The 16,818-nt window shown below is 57.7% G+C and carries 10 protein-coding genes and 7 pseudogenes; 15 read left to right on the top strand and 2 right to left on the bottom strand.

Annotation, left to right across the window (positions count from 1 at the left end):
• Nucleotides 1-44: 44 nt before the first annotated feature.
• From tnpA to ACVMB0_RS00310, 10 genes and pseudogenes are all read left to right on the top strand, one after another.
• On the top strand, nucleotides 45-440 hold the full coding sequence (tnpA, locus tag ACVMB0_RS00355; protein ID WP_461344884.1) for an IS66-like element accessory protein TnpA: 396 nt from the start codon (nucleotides 45-47) through the stop codon (nucleotides 438-440).
• 57 nt (nucleotides 441-497) lie between these two features.
• Nucleotides 498-1,385 (top strand): annotated as a pseudogene (locus tag ACVMB0_RS00350) (IS110 family RNA-guided transposase); the annotation flags it as partial.
• A 350-nt stretch (nucleotides 1,386-1,735) separates the two neighbouring features.
• A pseudogene (locus ACVMB0_RS00345) lies at nucleotides 1,736-2,019 on the top strand (hypothetical protein).
• A gap of 668 nt (nucleotides 2,020-2,687) precedes the next feature.
• Nucleotides 2,688-3,647, top strand: coding sequence for an ABC transporter ATP-binding protein (locus ACVMB0_RS00340; RefSeq protein WP_461349564.1), 960 nt, complete (start codon nucleotides 2,688-2,690; stop codon nucleotides 3,645-3,647).
• Nucleotides 3,640-4,657, top strand: a pseudogene (locus ACVMB0_RS00335) (ABC transporter ATP-binding protein). Before ACVMB0_RS00340 ends, ACVMB0_RS00335 begins: the two are co-directional and overlap by 8 nt.
• Nucleotides 4,658-4,797: 140 nt before the next feature.
• Nucleotides 4,798-6,498 (top strand): peptide ABC transporter substrate-binding protein, encoded by a 1,701-nt coding sequence (locus ACVMB0_RS00330; RefSeq protein WP_461349563.1) that lies wholly within the window; start codon nucleotides 4,798-4,800, stop codon nucleotides 6,496-6,498.
• 86 nt (nucleotides 6,499-6,584) lie between these two features.
• The gene (locus tag ACVMB0_RS00325) at nucleotides 6,585-7,592 is read left to right on the top strand and encodes an ABC transporter permease (RefSeq protein WP_461344883.1); all 1,008 of its coding nucleotides are present in this window, start codon (nucleotides 6,585-6,587) and stop codon (nucleotides 7,590-7,592) included.
• Nucleotides 7,585-8,571: an ABC transporter permease gene (locus ACVMB0_RS00320; RefSeq protein WP_461344882.1), complete on the top strand. Its 987-nt coding sequence runs from the start codon at nucleotides 7,585-7,587 to the stop codon at nucleotides 8,569-8,571. Before ACVMB0_RS00325 ends, ACVMB0_RS00320 begins: the two co-directional genes overlap by 8 nt.
• Nucleotides 8,572-8,615: 44 nt before the next feature.
• Nucleotides 8,616-9,788 carry a M20 aminoacylase family protein gene (locus ACVMB0_RS00315; protein WP_461344881.1) on the top strand — a complete coding sequence of 391 codons (1,173 nt, stop codon included), beginning with the start codon at nucleotides 8,616-8,618 and terminating at the stop codon, nucleotides 9,786-9,788.
• A 990-nt stretch (nucleotides 9,789-10,778) separates the two neighbouring features.
• Nucleotides 10,779-11,306: a transposase gene (locus ACVMB0_RS00310; protein WP_461344880.1), complete on the top strand. Its 528-nt coding sequence runs from the start codon at nucleotides 10,779-10,781 to the stop codon at nucleotides 11,304-11,306.
• Nucleotides 11,307-11,309: 3 nt separating this feature from the next.
• On the opposite strand, the pseudogene ACVMB0_RS00305 reads toward ACVMB0_RS00310, so the two are convergent.
• Nucleotides 11,310-12,406 (bottom strand): annotated as a pseudogene (locus ACVMB0_RS00305) (IS3 family transposase); the annotation flags it as partial.
• A 47-nt stretch (nucleotides 12,407-12,453) separates the two neighbouring features.
• Between ACVMB0_RS00305 and tnpB the strand changes: the two are divergent.
• The 3 genes and pseudogenes from tnpB to ACVMB0_RS00290 all read left to right on the top strand — a co-directional run.
• Nucleotides 12,454-12,867 carry an IS66 family insertion sequence element accessory protein TnpB gene (tnpB, locus tag ACVMB0_RS00300; protein WP_461344879.1) on the top strand — a complete coding sequence of 138 codons (414 nt, stop codon included), beginning with the start codon at nucleotides 12,454-12,456 and terminating at the stop codon, nucleotides 12,865-12,867.
• A gap of 97 nt (nucleotides 12,868-12,964) precedes the next feature.
• Nucleotides 12,965-13,465, top strand: a pseudogene (locus ACVMB0_RS00295) (IS66 family transposase); the annotation flags it as partial.
• Nucleotides 13,466-13,760: 295 nt separating this feature from the next.
• Nucleotides 13,761-13,880, top strand: a pseudogene (locus ACVMB0_RS00290) (3-methyl-2-oxobutanoate hydroxymethyltransferase); the annotation flags it as partial.
• A 361-nt stretch (nucleotides 13,881-14,241) separates the two neighbouring features.
• Here the strand turns inward: ACVMB0_RS00290 and ACVMB0_RS00285 are convergent.
• Nucleotides 14,242-15,198 (bottom strand): annotated as a pseudogene (locus tag ACVMB0_RS00285) (IS481 family transposase).
• Nucleotides 15,199-15,386: 188 nt separating this feature from the next.
• Between ACVMB0_RS00285 and ACVMB0_RS00280 the strand changes: the two are divergent.
• Together ACVMB0_RS00280 and ACVMB0_RS00275 are read left to right on the top strand one after the other, a co-directional pair.
• Complete coding sequence (locus tag ACVMB0_RS00280; protein WP_461344878.1) at nucleotides 15,387-16,448, top strand: D-alanine--D-alanine ligase; 1,062 nt, start codon at nucleotides 15,387-15,389, stop codon at nucleotides 16,446-16,448.
• A 171-nt stretch (nucleotides 16,449-16,619) separates the two neighbouring features.
• Complete coding sequence (locus ACVMB0_RS00275) at nucleotides 16,620-16,805, top strand: integrase core domain-containing protein (protein WP_461344877.1); 186 nt, start codon at nucleotides 16,620-16,622, stop codon at nucleotides 16,803-16,805.
• Nucleotides 16,806-16,818: the final 13 nt, after the last annotated feature.

Genomic DNA, 16,818 nt, shown 5'->3' with positions numbered 1-16,818 from the left:
CGCGAAGCGTATGACCTTAAGTCTAGCTTTAAGGTCATCAGGCGATGCGGGTCGAGGTTTTGGGCAGGCTGGAGCGGCGGCGGCGCTGGTCGCAGGACGACAAGGCGCGGATTGTCGAGGAGACGTTGGTGCCGGGCGCGAAGGTGACTGAGGTTGCGCGCCGCAACGGAGTCGCGGCCAGCCTGGTGTTTACCTGGCGTCGACAAGCACGGACATCTGAGCAGGTTGTACCATCTTTTGCGCCGGTGCAGATCGTCGCTACGGAGGTGGAGGAAACTCCGAAGCTTTTGTCTGCGGGGGGCGGCCGGGTGCGCTCCGTAGTGTCCGCGCGTACTGGATTGATCGAGATCGATCTTGGCAACCGGCGACGCATCCGAGTGGATGCGCACGTCGACCCGGAGGCGCTGGCGCGGGTGCTCGAGGTGCTTGAGCGCCGATGATCGCCATACCGGGTAATGTGCGGGTGTGGCTCGCGACCGGCCATACCGATATGCGCCGCGATGGCGAGTTGGCTGTGGCACGAGCTTCGTAGGGTCGATCTTCCAGTGGTCTGTATTGACGCTCGGCATGCGCACACGGCTTTGTCGATGCGTATGAACAAAAGCGATCAGAACGATGCTCGAGGTCTGGCCGAACTGGTGCGGGTTGGCTGGTATCGGGAAGTCAAGGTCAAGAGCAAGGAGAGCAAGGAAAGTCAAAAGATCCGTGCGGTACTCGTGGCGAAATCCCGGCTCGTGGCCATTCGTCGAGATATCGAGAACCAGGTTCGCAGTCTCGTCAAAGAATACGGCTTGCGGTTCCCTCGTGCGGTCCGACTGCAATTCCGCAATCAGGTTCGCGCGCTATTGGGCGAAGATCATCAGCTCCTACGTGTGATCGTGCCGCTTCTGTCGATCCATGAGCAGATCTGCAAGCAACAAGGCAAGTTCGACAACGACGTCCGCTAGTTGGCGAAGTCGGATGAGACGACGCGTCGCCTAATGACGGTTCCTGGTGTTGGCGTGGTGACCGCCTTGACGTTCCGCCATACGATCGATGATCCATCGCGCTTCCGACGGCATCAAGCGTCGGCGCCTATCTGGGTCTTACAGCGGGGCGCAGCCAATCTGGCGAAGCGGACATCAATGGCAAGATATCCCGATGGGGCGACCGTCTTCTCCGGACTTACCTCTTCGAGGCGGCGACCGTGCTGCTTTATCGAACGAAGAAATGGTCTTCTCTCAAGGCTTGGGGAATAAAGCTTGCCAAGCGAATTGGCATGAGAAAGGCAAAGGTCGCCATCGCCCGCAATATCGCCGTGATCCTAACCCTGCGTCTGGGTCGACGGCACATCGTTCGATTGGGTGCAGGCCATTTATCAGCTCCTGGTCCGGTTCGCCGACTAGCGATGTCCCGCTGGGACGGTGGTTTGTGGCGATCTCGTTCATTCGGCTGGTGGCGGCTCGACCGTACCCCGCTGCAGACGTTAAGGCGTCCGCCCCGGACATCATCATGAGGCGCTGCGCGACCTCGGAAGGGACCATGACCCCAGCGATGGCATCAGAGTCCAACGACGCCAAACCGCAACCGGACTGGCATCAAGTCACCACCCGCGCTCACCCTGTCTACGCAACGGCGGGCTCCGACAGATCGAGCGCTACCGCCTTCAAGAAAGGAGAGACTGCTTGACATCAAACCGCAATTAAAGGGCCGAATGACAGCTAACGCCTTTGCAGGCCGCTAGGGCATCGTCGAGATGGACGTCTGGGATAGCGAGTTCCTCGATTTTGTCAAGGAGGCGCATCTCACCTTCCAGGGCAAGTCCGATGGCAAAATCGCCTGTGTGGGGCTCTCAAGGCCTTCCTGGATGTGCGCTACGGCACCCGCGAAGGATCGGCGTGCGCGGAGTTCTCATGGGAAGGGCGCGACGAAAACGATCCGTCCTGCGGTTGCGGATGGGGCTATGATAGGCTGCAGACAAGCTCGTCGGCCACTTCTACAAATGGCGACGATTCAGCCTTCGTTTGCGAACGCGGCTGAGTCCTTCAACAGCCTGCTAGAGGTTGGTGCACCCTCGTCCGAAAACCTCATATTTTTGCTGCCGGCGCAGAATTTTGACGAATTAAAGCACGGTATTAAAGGAATTCGACTATAGGAACGCAGTATTATCGAGGGCAAGTCAAACTTCAAATCATCAGCCTTGCGAAAGAGCAAGGCTAGGGAGCTCTAAGGAGACAAGTAATGAGGCTTTCGGCGAGCCTACGAACCTCATGCACCCAAGGTCGTTCGCCCTCATGATCCCTGCACGGGATTGGTATCGTGGACTGCGTTTTCTCGCGAGTCATTGTGGGGCAGGTAACCTATTCGATCGCCCGCAGAGATAGCTGCGTCCGGTTCATCGCCAGTCAGCGTCGTGGGCCCAAGCGAGGCAGCGGCTAAGCCGGGCTGACTGTTCTCCGTTCGCGGTCGTCTTCAGAGGTTGGTGCTTCTGCCGCCTCAGCCGAATTGAGTAAACATAGCCACGGGTAAACCGCGCCAGAACGCCGCTCATAAATGGACCCGTAATGGAAGGACTAGGAGTATCTCCCTTGCGCCAACAGAAGCGGCCGGCTGCAGCGGTAAGCTGCGTAGCGACCTTGGATCGAGGTAGGCGCGAGTCAGTTCAAGGAGAGGCCTCGAGGCCTGTGTTGGAGGTCTCCGACCTTCAAATGACCTTTGGGTCTCGGAAAGCCTGCGTGTATGCAGTCAACGGCGTGAGCTTCCATATTGACCGCGGCGAGCTTCTGGGCGTGGTTGGCGAGAGTGGGTCAGGCAAAAGCGTCACTATGATGTCGCTGATGAAGCTCCTGCCGACACCGCCTGCCAACATTGTCTCGGGGCAGGTTCGCTTGGGCGGGCGGGATCTGTTGGCGCTTGACCATCGCGAAATGCAAAAGGTGCGCGGTAGGGAAGTCGGCTTCGTCTTTCAGGATCCTATGACGTCCCTCAATCCGGTCTTCTCAGTCGGCTACCAGCTGATGGAGCCGTTGTGCAAGCATCTCGGCCTTCGTCGGGGCGAGGCGCGTAAACGCGCGATCGAACTTCTCTCCCTTGTTGGCATTCCATCGCCACAGGAGAGGATAAACGACTACCCTCACCAGTTTTCCGGCGGCATGCGTCAGCGGGTGATGATTGCTATTGCACTCGCCTGCGAGCCAAAGCTCCTCATCGCGGACGAGCCGACGACTGCGTTGGACGTGACGATCCAGGCGCAGATTCTTGAGCTGGTTGGAAAGCTGCGCCAGGAACTTGGGATGAGCATCATCTGGATCACGCATGATCTCGGTGTAGTAGCCGGTATAGCCGATCGGGTGATCGTCATGTATGCCGGGCTCATTGTCGAGCGCGCTGCCGTCGATGATCTCTACGCAACCCCTCATCATCCTTATACACGCGCGCTTTTGGAAACGCTGCCCCGCGCCGACACCGCACGTGACCGATTGAAGAGCGTCAATGGGCAGCCGCCTCATCTAACTGCCTTTCCCACGAGCTGCCCCTTCGCGCCCCGATGTCCGCACGCTTTTGATCGGTGTCGCAGCGAAAGACCTCCGCTCGTAGCCGTGAGCAAAGGCCACGAAGCGGCGTGCTGGTGGGACGTAATCAGGCAGCGACCGCGCGATGATGTCTGAGCCAAGCGCCGTCGTCAGAGAAGCAGAGGCCCGTCAGGATGACATCCTGCTGAGGGTCACTGACCTTGCACTGCACTTCCCGATCCATGCGGGTGTCTTCGGCCGCCAAGTTGGCGCCACTAGAGCGCTGGACGGGATAAATCTGGAAGTGAGGCGAGGTCGCACCCTCGGCCTGGTTGGCGAGAGCGGCTGCGGCAAGTCGACGGTGGGGGCGCACCATCCTGCGCCTCTGCGATCCGACCCGCGGTCGCATCCTGTTCGACGGCCAGGATATCACGCATCTCCAAGGCAAAAAACTGCGTCGTATCCGCCCGCGGATGCAGATGATCTTTCAGGATCCGCAGGCTTGCCTCAATCCCCGCATGACCGTCGGCTCAATTATCGCCGAACCATTGAACGAGCACGGTGCGCTGCAAGGTAATGACAAGGAGAGGCGGATCGGCGAGCTGCTCGAATCTGTCGGTCTCAATCCGAGGTTCGCCAACCGCTACCCACACGAATTCTCAGGTGGCCAGCGCCAGCGTATCGGCATTGCACGAGCGCTCGCCCTAAATCCTCACTTCATCGTTTGCGATGAGCCGATCGCCGCCCTCGACGTTTCCATTCAGGCCCAGGTAATAAATTTGCTGCAGGATCTGCAGAATCGGTTCTCGCTGACCTACCTCTTTATCAGCCACGACCTCTCGATGGTTCGCCATCTATGTGACGACGTCGCGGTGATGTATCTCGGAAAGGTAGTCGAACTCGCTCCGTGCAGTCTCATCTTTCGGGACCCCTTACATCCTTACACGAAGGCGTTGCTCTCCGCGATCCCAGTGCCTGAACCGAAAATTGAACGTGCGCGGCAACGGGTAATCCTGAAGGGGGACGTGCCGAGTCCAGCAAATCCGCCTTCTGGCTGCCGCTTTCGCACTCGCTGCCCGATCTCCTTCGCTCAGTGTGAAGCAGAACAACCAGCTTGGAGAAGGCTGGCGGGCGACCGATGGGTTGCCTGTCATCGCGCCGAATAAAGAGATTAGCACTGACAGCCTAGAAAGAGGCTCATTGCGCCATGGGTCCATTCTCCCATGAGGGATGGGTCTAGCGGACGAGTATAGCGACTGGACGCGCAGTCCTTCTGGTTAGTCATCGAACAAGGGGAGATACAATGTTGAAATTGAACTCGTTCTTGGCTCTGGGAGCCGCGGCAACACTCTTGGTGGCGCCCGCACTCGCGGCGCCCGGGCGCGGCACAGATGGAACCGTCAATATTCTCTATTGGCAGGCGCCATCGATCATGAATCCTTATCTGTCTGGCGGGGACAAGGATGGAGACGCCGCTTCGCTGGTGCTCGAACCGTTAGCCGGGCGCGACGAGAACACCAAGCTTTTCCCGCGGCTTGCAGTGGATGTTCCGACCACCGAAAACGGCGGCGTGTCGAATGACTCCAAGTCGATCACCTGGAAGCTGAAGCCCGGTCTGAAATGGTCCGACGGTACGCCGGTCACTGCGAAGGACGTGGTCTTCACCGCCAACTACTGCATGAATCCGAAAACAGGCTGCGCGTCAATCAACCATTTCCGAGGCGTAGATAAGGTCGAGGCGATAGATAAGCTGACCATAAAGGTTAGCTTCAACCAGATGATGCCGGATCCGTATGGTCCCTTCGTCGGGGAGTGGTCTCCGATTATACAGGCCAAGCAATTCTCCGATTGCTTGGGTGAGAAAGCGTCGACCTGCACGGAGGCAAACTTTAACCCGATCGGCACCGGACCGTTCGTCGTTACCTCCTTCAAGCCGAACGACGCTATCCAGCTCAATGTTAACCCGACCTACCGCGATCCGAACAAGCCGGCCTTCGCCGAGGTCAATTACAAAGGGGGCGGCGACGCGCTGGGAGCGGCCCGCGCAGTCCTGCAGAGCGGCGAATATGACGTTGCCTGGAACCCGGTGGTCGCTCCGGACGTCCTGAAGAAAATGGAGGAAGCAGGCAAGGGTAAACTGTCCCTGTTCTTCGGCACGGCAGTCGAAGCTCTGGTGCTAAACCTGACGGATCCTTCGTCAAGTCTCCCGCCGGAGGAGCGATCGAGCGCCAAGCATCCGAACCCGATTCTGAGCGACGCTCGTGTGCGCACGGCCCTGTCGATGGCGCTGGACCGAGCGACCCTCACCAAGATCGGCTACGACGTCATGGGCAAGCCGACCTGCGACATCATATCGGCGCCGGAGCGCTTCGCCGTGGGCAACACGAACTGCCTAAAGCAGGATATCAAGGGCGCCCAGAAGCTTCTTGACGAAGCCGGTTGGAATCCGGGCCCCGATGGGATCCGAGAGAGGAATGGCAAGAGGCTGAAGCTCACCTTCCAGACCTCCACCAATGCCGTTCGTCAGCAGCTACAGGCGATCATCAAGCAATGGTGGCGTGAGATTGGCGTCCATGTAGAACTAAGAAACATCAACGCCTCGGTGTTCTTCAGCACCGATCCCAGTAATCCGGATACATATCAGAAGTTTTACGCGGACGTCGAGATGTTCACCTTCACATCAGGTGTCGAACCCGGCACGTTTGTGGCAGGCAACACCTGCGATAAGGCGCCACGCGCAGACAACCAGTGGCGCAACACAAATTACGCGCGCTATTGTGACAAAGACTACGACGCCTTGGTGACCGAACTTGGCAATACTGCTGACATTGAAAGACGCGCCAAAATTTTCAAGAAGCTGAACAACATGCTGACCGTGGACAGCAACACGTACCTGCCACTGGTCTGGCGTGCCGGCCCAATGGCAGTCTCCAATACTCTGGGCGGAGTCATCTTTCCCTGGGATTCCCCGTTTGGAAACATCGAGGATTGGTATCGCAGGAAGTGAGACTACTCGCGGCTCAAATGCATGCAGCTTCCGATGTCCCCACATCCCGAGCGGACGTAACCGGCCGAGAGTCATAGGCGCAAAACATGCTCAACTATGCCATCCGGCGGCTGCTCACTGCAGTTCCAACCGTACTATTAATCAGCCTCGTCGTCTTCGCTCTGCTTAAAGTAGCGCCCGGTGATCCGCTGGCAGACATACCGATAACGATTCCGCCCGAAGTGCGTGAGAAAATGCGAATAGCCCTCGGCGCTGATCAGCCGCTGATCGTGCAGTATCTCTTATGGCTGAAGCAGTTCTTGTTGGTCGAGCCACTGCATGGCTTGGACCTCCTGTTCGGAACGCATTTTACAGACAGCATGCAGCGCGTCATCTCTTGGCAGACGCACAGCCCCGTCTTCGGGATCGTCGCCCAGCGTCTTCCCCAAACTTTGTCTGTGGTCGGACTTGCCTATATAGTTGGCGTGCTGGTCGCTCTGCTGTTTGGGATCCTATCTGCTTATAAGCGCTATTCCGTGTTCGACCAGTTCGGCACTTTTCTCTCGATGTTAGGCCTTGCCATGCCGTCCTTCTTCACAGGCGCTCTGGTGATCCTGATCTTCGCCGTCAACCTTAACTGGTTTCCATCGATCTACAACACCAACCTGGTCATCAACAGCTGGAGCAGCTTTCTCGAGCAGCTCCGCCAGATGGCCATGCCAGTGATGGTGCTGGCGATACAGACCGCCGCATACACCAGCCGCTATGTGCGTTCGTCCATGCTCGACAACCTCGGCCAAGACTACGTGCGCACAGCGCGGGCCAAAGGCATGAGCGAAGCGGTTGTAGTATTCATCCACGTGTTGCGCAATTCGATGATTCCGGTAGTCACGCTCATCGCACTCGGGATGCCGGGAATCTTTGCGGGCGCCATCGTTACCGAGCAGATTTTCAAGGTAAACGGAATTGGTCAGCTCCTGATCAGTGCCATCTACGCCCATGACCTGCCGATGGTACAAACATTGGTTTTCATGTTCGCTGTACTGATCGTCGTCTTCAACCTGATCGCCGATCTGCTCTATGGAACGCTCGATCCGAGGATTCGCTATGACTGAATTGCGAAGCCATCCCCAACCGGGCGAAGCGATCGATGCAATTGTCTCGGAAACAATGACGGCCAATCACTTGCGCGGTTCAGAACTTGGGATTCGCGATGTGTCGCCACGCAATGGTTGGTGGGATATCTGGGACCAGTCTAAGAATGACAATGGCGCGGTGACCGGAGCTGCCGTCTTCATCCTGATTATCCTCGGTGCCGTTCTCGGCCCCCATGTGTGGCGTATCAGCCCCGAGTACATTGACTTTACGATGGTCAATCGGGGACCAACCTGGGCTCACCCGCTCGGCACCGACCAGCTTGGCCGAGATCTCCTGGCGCGGATGCTGATTGGTGGGCGAATCTCGATCGCGGTCGCCCTGACGTCAATGTTCATCTCGATCTTTATCGGCACTCTTATCGGCGTCCTTGCCGGCTTCTTCCGAAGGCTCGACGGCCCGCTGATGCGCCTCACCGATCTGTTTCTGGCATTGCCGGTGCTGCCACTCCTACTGGTCATGGTGATGCTGTTCCGCGATCCGCTTGCCAGCGTATTTGGTCTCGAGATGGGAATCTTCATTCTGATCGTATCGGCTATCGGTGTAACCAGCTGGATGAATACGGCCCGCATAGTGCGCGGGGAAGTGCTGACCATCAAAGGCCGTGAATTCGTGCTCGCGTCGCGCAGCATCGGCACTCCACCTCGCCGGATTATATTGCGTCATGTTCTACCCAATATCATGTCGCCGATTGTAGTTTCGGCCACTCTTGGAATCGCCACGGCCATCCTGACGGAAAGTACGCTGTCGTTCCTAGGTCTCGGCTTTCCACCGGATCTTCCGACATGGGGACGAGCACTCTACGACGGAATCGAATACATGCAGGACTACCCGTGGCTAGTTCTCTGGCCAGGCATTGTGATTTCTCTTACTGTCCTCAGTGTCAACTATGTCGGTGATGGCCTTAGGGAGGCGCTGGATCCCCGGCTGCGCAAATGAGTCACCTCAGCTAGACCCCTACCAATCGTAAGAAAGGAATTCCAATGCCCGTGCTGAATAGTGTCGCCGCTCTTCATTCTGACATCCTGACCTGGCGTCGGGACCTCCACGCAAGTCCCGAACTTGGCTATGATGTCCACCGTACTTCGGCGTTCGTGACGGAGCGTTTGCGCGAATTTGGCTGCGATGAAGTAGCGACCGGTTTGGGCAGGACCGGCGTTGTTGGCGTAATCAGGGGCAGGAAAGCTCCAAGCAGTGCCGACATGAGAGTAATCGGTTTGCGCGCCGACATGGATGCGCTTCCGATCGACGAAGCGACCGACCGGCCTTACGCTTCGAAAATCAAAGGTGTGATGCACGCCTGCGGTCATGACGGGCACACCGCGATGCTGTTAGGCGCGGCGCGCTATCTTGCCGAAACCCGGAATTTTGCCGGAACCGTCGTTATGATCTTTCAACCCGCTGAAGAGTCGGGTGCAGGTGCTGCCGCAATGATCAGAGACGGTCTGATGGATCGCTTCCGTATCGAGCAGGTTTTTGGTATGCATAACTCGCCTGGAATTCCGATCGGTCGCTTCGCTATTCGTCAAGGCCCGATCTTGGCGGCGACAGAAGGGATGGCAATCAGAATCGAAGGCCATGGGGGCCATGCCTCGGCGCCCCATAAATGCGTCAACTCGGTTTTGGTCGGCGCGCAGCTCACGACTGCCCTGCAGCAGATTATGGCCAGCAACATTGATCCCTTGGAGCCAGCGGGGGTTTCGGTATGCGTTTTCCATTCCGGTACGGAGGCTAGTGTTGTTCCTCAGACTGCGGAACTCCGCGGTACGATCCGTACGCTGACGCCACAGGCCAGTCAGTTCATCAAGAAGCGGGTGCATGATATCGCCGCCGGTATCGCTCAAGTGACCGGTGCGAAGATAGACGTCACTTACCGACCCGGCTATCCAGTCACCTTCAATCATGCCGCACAGACCGATTTTGCGATTAGGGTTGCAAAAGAGGTCGCGGGTGAAGACAACGTGCTCGAATGCCGGCCCGCACTCGGAGGGGAAGATTTCTCCTACATGCTGCAGGAACGTCCAGGTGCATTCATCTATTGCGGGAACGGCGATAGCGCGGGCCTCCATCACCCCGCGTATGATTTCAACGACGATGCTATTTTGTACGGGACATCATTCTGGATCAAGCTCGTGGAAAGCTCGCTAGTCTCTTGAGAGCTTCTCGACGCCGTCGGAGGGGTGATCGTGGTTTGTTAGCCAAATTCCTCGGGACAGCGTTGAACAGCGGCTCATGCGCTGCCAAAAGCGCGCGGTTCTTCCTCGCAGCGCACATGAATCGCTCTGTGCCCGAAGGATTGGGCTGTCAGCCATCGAGACGCCGCCATACAGATCGGTCAATTTATCAGCTGGCTGGTGTGTCGCCGGAATGAGCAGCGCAAACCAGCGCGCTTCAGCGTTCAACCAGAGGAGTTAAGATGAATTGCAGGAGCCGCAAAAAGGTCCTGGTTGGCAGCAGAGGTGTGGTTTTCCAATCGGGACTTTGCGAGACGGTGCGCATGTTGCGATCTGTGCTCGCGATCGATCGGCGTTGGATGGAGCTGCCGCTGATCTGCGAGACAAGCTGCAATCGGGGCACCCGTAGATTCGTCGCGGACCTCGCGCATCGCTACGGAAGTAGACGTGTTGTTTCAGCAGGCGGTCGGGCTCATGGGAAATCGATTGTTTGATGGTGAACTCCGGTCACATTCCTTATGACACTATCGAGGCTTTGACTGATAAAGACTGGGTTCATCATACGAGAAACGGCCCATGAGCGTGGTGCTACTTTTACGAACCGCGGCTAGACTTATGATACATCAGATCGTGCGAGGGATATCGTATTCGTTGCGTCTGCAGGGGTATGAGACAGCAGAGCGCCTGCTTCTCTCAAATTTCACGCGTGTCGGCATACGGGTAAGTGGCATTCGCGTGAATGTTGTCGAGCCGGACTATTTTGATGCAGGATTTTCTAGAAATTGAGACTCTGATGCTCGATAAGGGCCTCGACAGAGTTTTGGCTATTGTCGAAACTCCGTAAGCGTCGTTCCGCTCCCACCTTCTCGCGGCACATAGGATAGGCGAGTTTCACGATCTCTTTGAAGGGATCGGCTTGTGTCTGTGCTTGACCATACGCTTAAGTCGGACGTGACGGCGCGCTGACTGGAAGTGATCACGGAGACGGGACGCCGTCGTTGGTTCTCCAAGGACGACAGGGCCCGGATCGTCGAGGAGGCGCTGGTACCAGGCGCGGTCGTTTCCGAGATCGCCCGGCGACACGGGCTGAGCCCACAACAAGTGTTCACCTGGCGCCGCCGAGCACGCCGGTTGCCGACGCCGATGGCTGGCGATCTGCCGTTTGTACCGGCGGTGGTAGACGCCATGGCACCAGTCGCGGTTGCTGGCCATGAGCGCAAGACAGCGCGACGCAAGCCCAAGCCGGATGCCCGGGCTCGCCATGCGATGCCGGGGCATCGAGATCGAAGCCGAAGGCGTCACTATCCGGGTCGGCCGAGGCGCGGACATGGCGATGATTGCGTCCATCCTCCATGCGACCTGCCACTGAACTTTCATCCAGCGGCAGTTAGAGTCTCGGTGGTTTGTACGCCAAGTGGCGCGGGTGGAGCAACGGACGATCGGCGGAGCTGGTCGGGGTTGCGCAGCCGAGCGTCCGTTGCGGTGAGAGTGGCGGCGTAGGCAGGCCGCGGGCGTGAGGTATTGCTGCGAGGAATGAGGGCGCTCGCCATTGTAGTCGGCGACCCATGCCGCGAGTTTGGCCCTGGCATCGTCGAGACCGAAGAACAGCGTCTCATTGAGGAGCTCGTCACGCATCCGGCCGTTAAAGCTCTCGACGAAGCCGTTCTGCATTGGTTTGCCCGGTGCGATGAAGTGCCAGTCGATGCCGGTTTCCTAGCACCACGCCAGCATGGCGTTACAGGTGAGTTCGGTGCCGTTGTCGGAGACGATCAGGCCGGGTTTGCTGCGCCGCGCGACAACCGTCGTCAGTTCCCGCGCCACACGCCGGCCCGAGATCGATGTGTCAGGAATGGCGCCCAGACATTCCTTGGTGACATCGTCGACGATGTTGAGGATGCGGAAGCGACGCCCGTTGGCGAACTGGTCGTGGACGAAGTCCAGCGACCAGCGCGCATTCGGCTTCGCTTCCAGCGGGATCGGCGCCCGGCACCCCATGGCCTTGCGGCGAGCCCGCCGCTTGCGGACCGTCAGCCCTTCTTCCCGATAGATCCGGTGAATGCGGTTGATCCTTGATGGCTCCCCCTCCCGCCGCAGCAGAATGAACCGCCGACGGTAGCCGAACCGTCGGCGCTCGTGGGCGAGGTCGCGCAGCCGAACACGAAGCTCCGTATCCGCAGCGCGGCGAGATCGGTAGCGGATCATCCTCCGATCCGCGCCGACGATCATGCAGGCCCGTCGCTCCGACAAGCCCATCGCGGCCTTCAGGTGCGCCAAAGCGGCGCGCTTGGCGGCGGGCCCTACCATTTTTTTGACAGAAGGTCGCGAAGGGCGGCCGCGTCGAGCATCTGCTCGGCCAAAAGCTTCTTCAGCTTCGCGTTCTCCTCCTCCGGCGACTTCAGCCGCTTGGCTTCGGAAGCTTCCATGCCGCCGAACTTGGCCTTCCAATTGTAGATCGTCGCTTCGGAGACTCCGTGTTTGCGAGCCAGGTCAGCTGTCGTCGCCCCAGCCCCATGCTCCTTCAACACTGCGATAATCTGCTCTTCCGTGAACCTTGCTCGCTTCGTCTGTCCGTCCTTGCTCAGGCCGGACTCTAACTCCATCTGGAGGAAATACTCAGGGGCAGGTCACATGCGCTTAAGGCAAGCCGGTGATCGGCCCGTCCGGAACTGTTCAGGTGATGGTGGCAACCAAGCCGATCGACTTCCACAAGGGAATGGAGGGGCTTGCGATGTTGGTACGCGAGCACATGAAGGCCGATCCGTTCTCGGGTGCTGTTTATGTGTTCCGTGCCAGGCGGGCGGACCGGATCAAGCTGATCTTATGGGACGGTACGGGTTTGTGCCTGTTCGCCAAGCGGCTCGAGGAAGGCGTCTGCCGCTGGCCGAAGATCGAGGATGGCGTGATGCGTTTGTCGGCGGTGGAATTGTCGACGCTGCTCGGGCGCGCAAGCGCCGCGTCAACCGCAGGGCACTGCCGGCGCATCTGCCGCGGATCGAAGTCGTCGTCGACATCGTCGACAAGACCTGCCCTGCTGCCGGGGCGAACTGCACCGGATCGGTGAAGATAAGAGCGAGGGGCTGGACATGGTGCCGGCGCAGTTCCGCGTTGTCGTCACCCGACGTCCCAAATATGCCGATCACCTGCCGCTCTGCCGGCATGCGAGCGAGGCGCTGAAGCACATCGTCGCATTCTATGCGATCGAGAAGGAGATCCGCGGCCGCAGCGCAGAAGCGTCGCCTCATGCGGCAGCAGAAGAGCTGACCATTGGCCGATGCCTTCGAGATATGGCTGCGCGCCAAGCTGGCTCTCATCAGCCAAGATCAAGCTCGCCGAGGCCATCCGCTACGCCCTTCGCTAGCAAGGCTTAACGCGCTTCATCGATGACGGCCGCATCGAACTCGACAACAACACGGTCAAACGATCAATTCGTGGCATCAAGCTCAGTCGCAAGAACGCGCTGTTTGCCGGATCCGACGGGAGGGCCGAACATGGGGCCGTCGTCGCAACCTTGGTCGAGACCTGCAAGATCAACGACGTCGATCCACTCGCCTATCTCACCGACGTCCTGATAAGGATCGTCAACGGGGCATCCAAACCGCGACATCGACCAGCTATTGCCCGGGGCCCACCGCGCTCAAACCTTCAAACCCGTGGCCTGAGAACGACTCTTACGAAACTCCTGAGGACTCCTCTTGATGGTCTCGCATTCATTGGATCGGTCTCGGCGTACGGCGCGGCTCCGGGGAGAATCTTGTGTTTCCTGGTTGTTGAAGGAAAACGCTTTATCCGTTGTTTATGAGGCCTGTATTCTAAATGCCATTGGTCGAAAGGCTTGGACTTAGAGCACGAGCAACGTACCAGATCGTCACGTTGAGCGCTCACGTTCTCTGCTCCGCAGTGTTCGCGAGTGAGGGACGTCTCATCGTCATGACCACTGCGAACCTCCTGCCATTCCATCTCGGTCTTACCCCACAGAGTGTAAATGTCATAGGAGGATTCAAGGTGCAGGACCGAAAAGCACATGACGCTTTGCGTCTGCTCGATAAGACTTTTCGACTGCAGGAGGATGGCTGCGTTCTTGCCACCTCCGTTTGCGCTGGTGCACAAGTGAATTCCTGCTACTTGATCTCGAATGACCTATCGGGAACGCTCGCACGCACAGCGGTGCGCGGTAGTAGAATCAATGCACATCTCTCGTGCGCCAGTATATTGAGCTCCTCCGCCTATAACCCTACTGTGAAGGGAATCCGTTTTATGTGTGCCAAAATAAAAACGCCACTCTCATGGAGCGCGTCGATCCACGACTCGAATGCGCGTCTTGCGACTGGTGCGTTGCCGCTAAACGGGAGGGGTCCCGATCCGAGCGATATTGTCCCACACAATAGCTTCGATCAATCGAGGCTCCCGAGGTGACCGCATTCGTGCACCGACTGCTCTAGGTGTTTAGTCCCGGCATTTGCTGGCGCGGGTTGAGTTTGAATCGTTCTGGCTGGGGAGTCCAGCATTTGCAAATGTATTCGTAGGGCGTGACGCCCTTCAGGGTGCTCAGCCGCCGAGCGTAATTGTAGGCTGTGATGAACCCGGCAAGGCGAGCTTCAAGCTGATCGTATCGATCGTAATGATATAGCGTTGGACGGTGGCTTCCTTGATCGTGTGGTTCATGCGCTCGACCTGGCCGTTGGTCCAGGAATGCTTGATCTTGGTCAGCCGATGTTCGATACCATTTTTCCGGCATCGCATGTCGAACATATGCGTCACGTATCTTGCCGTCGGAACGTTGGCGTAGCGCGGCGGGAAGGTGAACTCGATCCCGTTGTCGGTGAGCACTGGGTGGATCTCGCAGGGGACGGCCGCGATCAGAGCTTCGAGGAAGACCGAGGCTGAGGTCCTCCCGGTCTTCTTGACCGATTGCACAAAGGCGAACTGCTGGTGCGATCGATGGCAACATAGAGGTAGAGCTTGCTTTCAGCGGTCTGGAGCTCAGCGATATCGATACGGAAATAGGACAAGCCTTGAATTTCTTCTTCGCAGGCCGATTGCCGTCAACAACCGGCAATCGGCTGATGCCATGGCGCTGGAGGCAGCGATTCAGGGATGACTGCCTTAGATACGGGATGGTCGGCTGCAGCGCATAGAGGCAACCGTCGAGCGGCAGCAGCGTATGCCGCCGGAGAGCGACGATGATCGCCTCCTCTTCGATGGAAAGGATGGTCGACTTGGCCTCCTTAGGGCCAGTCGAACGATCAGCGACGGTCTAGCGTTGCTTCCACTTCGCGACAGTTTTCTGGTTGATCCCGGTGCGCCTGGCGAGGCCTCTCAGGCTCTCTTGACTATTTTGTATTGTTCGATGACAGCCTCCGGTGGTGGTGCAGCCGCGTAGAACTTGTCCCATAGCGCATACTTCGAATCGTGCGATAAGAATGCCCCATCAAATCTTGGGACTAAACACCTAGTAGGTAAGATATTTGTAATTCTGAGATCCTGAGTTTTGGTAGTTGCATGTCATCGTTGTCGATGGTCCTGTGACCCTATGCATATTGACGTTCGACGCGGGTGACACTCTCACACGGGATGCTGATTATGACCATACTGAACGTTGCGCTGGTGTTTGGTGGCGGCCCCGTCGAACTTGATATGTCAATGACGTCGGCCAAATGTGTCTACGAAGCGTTGGACAGGAAGCGTTATTGCCCGATACTGGTTCGCGTCGCACGGGATGGTAAGTGGTGGCTACTGGAGCATTCGAGAGAATTTCCCTCACGCGTGGAGCCTTCAGGCACTCAGCTGATGTTTCTGCCGGGGGGCGGTGGCAATGCCCTCGTTTACCGAGACAGCGGAGATGTCACCACAATTCACGTTGACGTAGTGTTTCCTATCTCTCCCTATGGCTGCTCGGGCCTGTTGGAAGCGGCGCAGGTACCTTTTGTGGGATCGCGAGGGCCGGCACCGTGGATATGTAGCGATAAGCAAATTGCTAAGCAAACATTGCGCGGAGCTGGCCTTCCGATAGCTCGGTCTTTGGTTTTGGTGGCTGGAGAGAACGTGACGTTTCAATGTGCCCAAAAGGCCCTCTGCAGCCGGGCACTCTTTGTAAAGCCCGCAACCCTTCATTCTTCTATAGGCGTCAGTAAGGTAACTCGCGAATCTGAGTTTCAGGCTGCAGTCCAGCTCGCGTTCAGTTATGACGGAAAGGTTTTGGTCGAGGAGCATGTCAAAGCGCGGGAGCTCGAGTGTGGCATTTTACAGGACGTTGATCCGCCGAATGATCTACTGTGTTCGTGGCCAAGCGAAATCATCCCGATTGATGAGAGCTCCTTCTTCACATCTCAAGCGAAGCTGGATGGGAATGGAGTAAGAATTCACATTAAGTCGGAGCTGAACGAGGCGGACGTTGATCGAGTGCGAGCCTTGTCTCGCGAAGCGTTCAGGGCGGTCGGGTGCGAGGCATTGGCACGGGTCGACGTTTTTTTGCGCCCCGATGGAGAGCTCCTAATTAACGAGATAGGCAGTGCCCCGATCCTGAGACCTTCCAGTATGTTTGCGAGGATGATGAAGGAGACAGGTTTAACATACTCGAACTTGGTACACAAACTACTTGAAAATGCGATTGTACGCGCCCAACGGGCAAAGCGAGCTCTATGAATTCTGCTCTACTTCTACCGTTGCCACAGCTCCTGCCTCACTTGGCGCTGTATATCCTGACAGATGAATTACATCCGCAATTGTGGTGGGCGCGAATAAAGCCCTCAGCGGTGTTGATCTTGACCTTTCCCTGAGTTTTTATCCGGTGGCGCTTAGCGTCTCGGTGGTTTTTTGCAGCGAGGACGAACTTTGGACCACCTGGAACTAGCGTTTTGCGTCTCTGATCACGTTGGCGGCCTTGCGGACCGCCGGGAAAAGGTGGAGACTTGGCGCAATTACTATAACGAGGAATGGCCCCGCGAGGCGATCGGCAACAGAACGCCTATTTTGCTGCAAAACTACGTCGGCGACCAATGAGCGTTTGAGGTAC

The organism is Bradyrhizobium sp. USDA 4451 (genome assembly GCF_054822585.1).
This window is presented reverse-complemented; position numbering and strand designations above follow the sequence as displayed.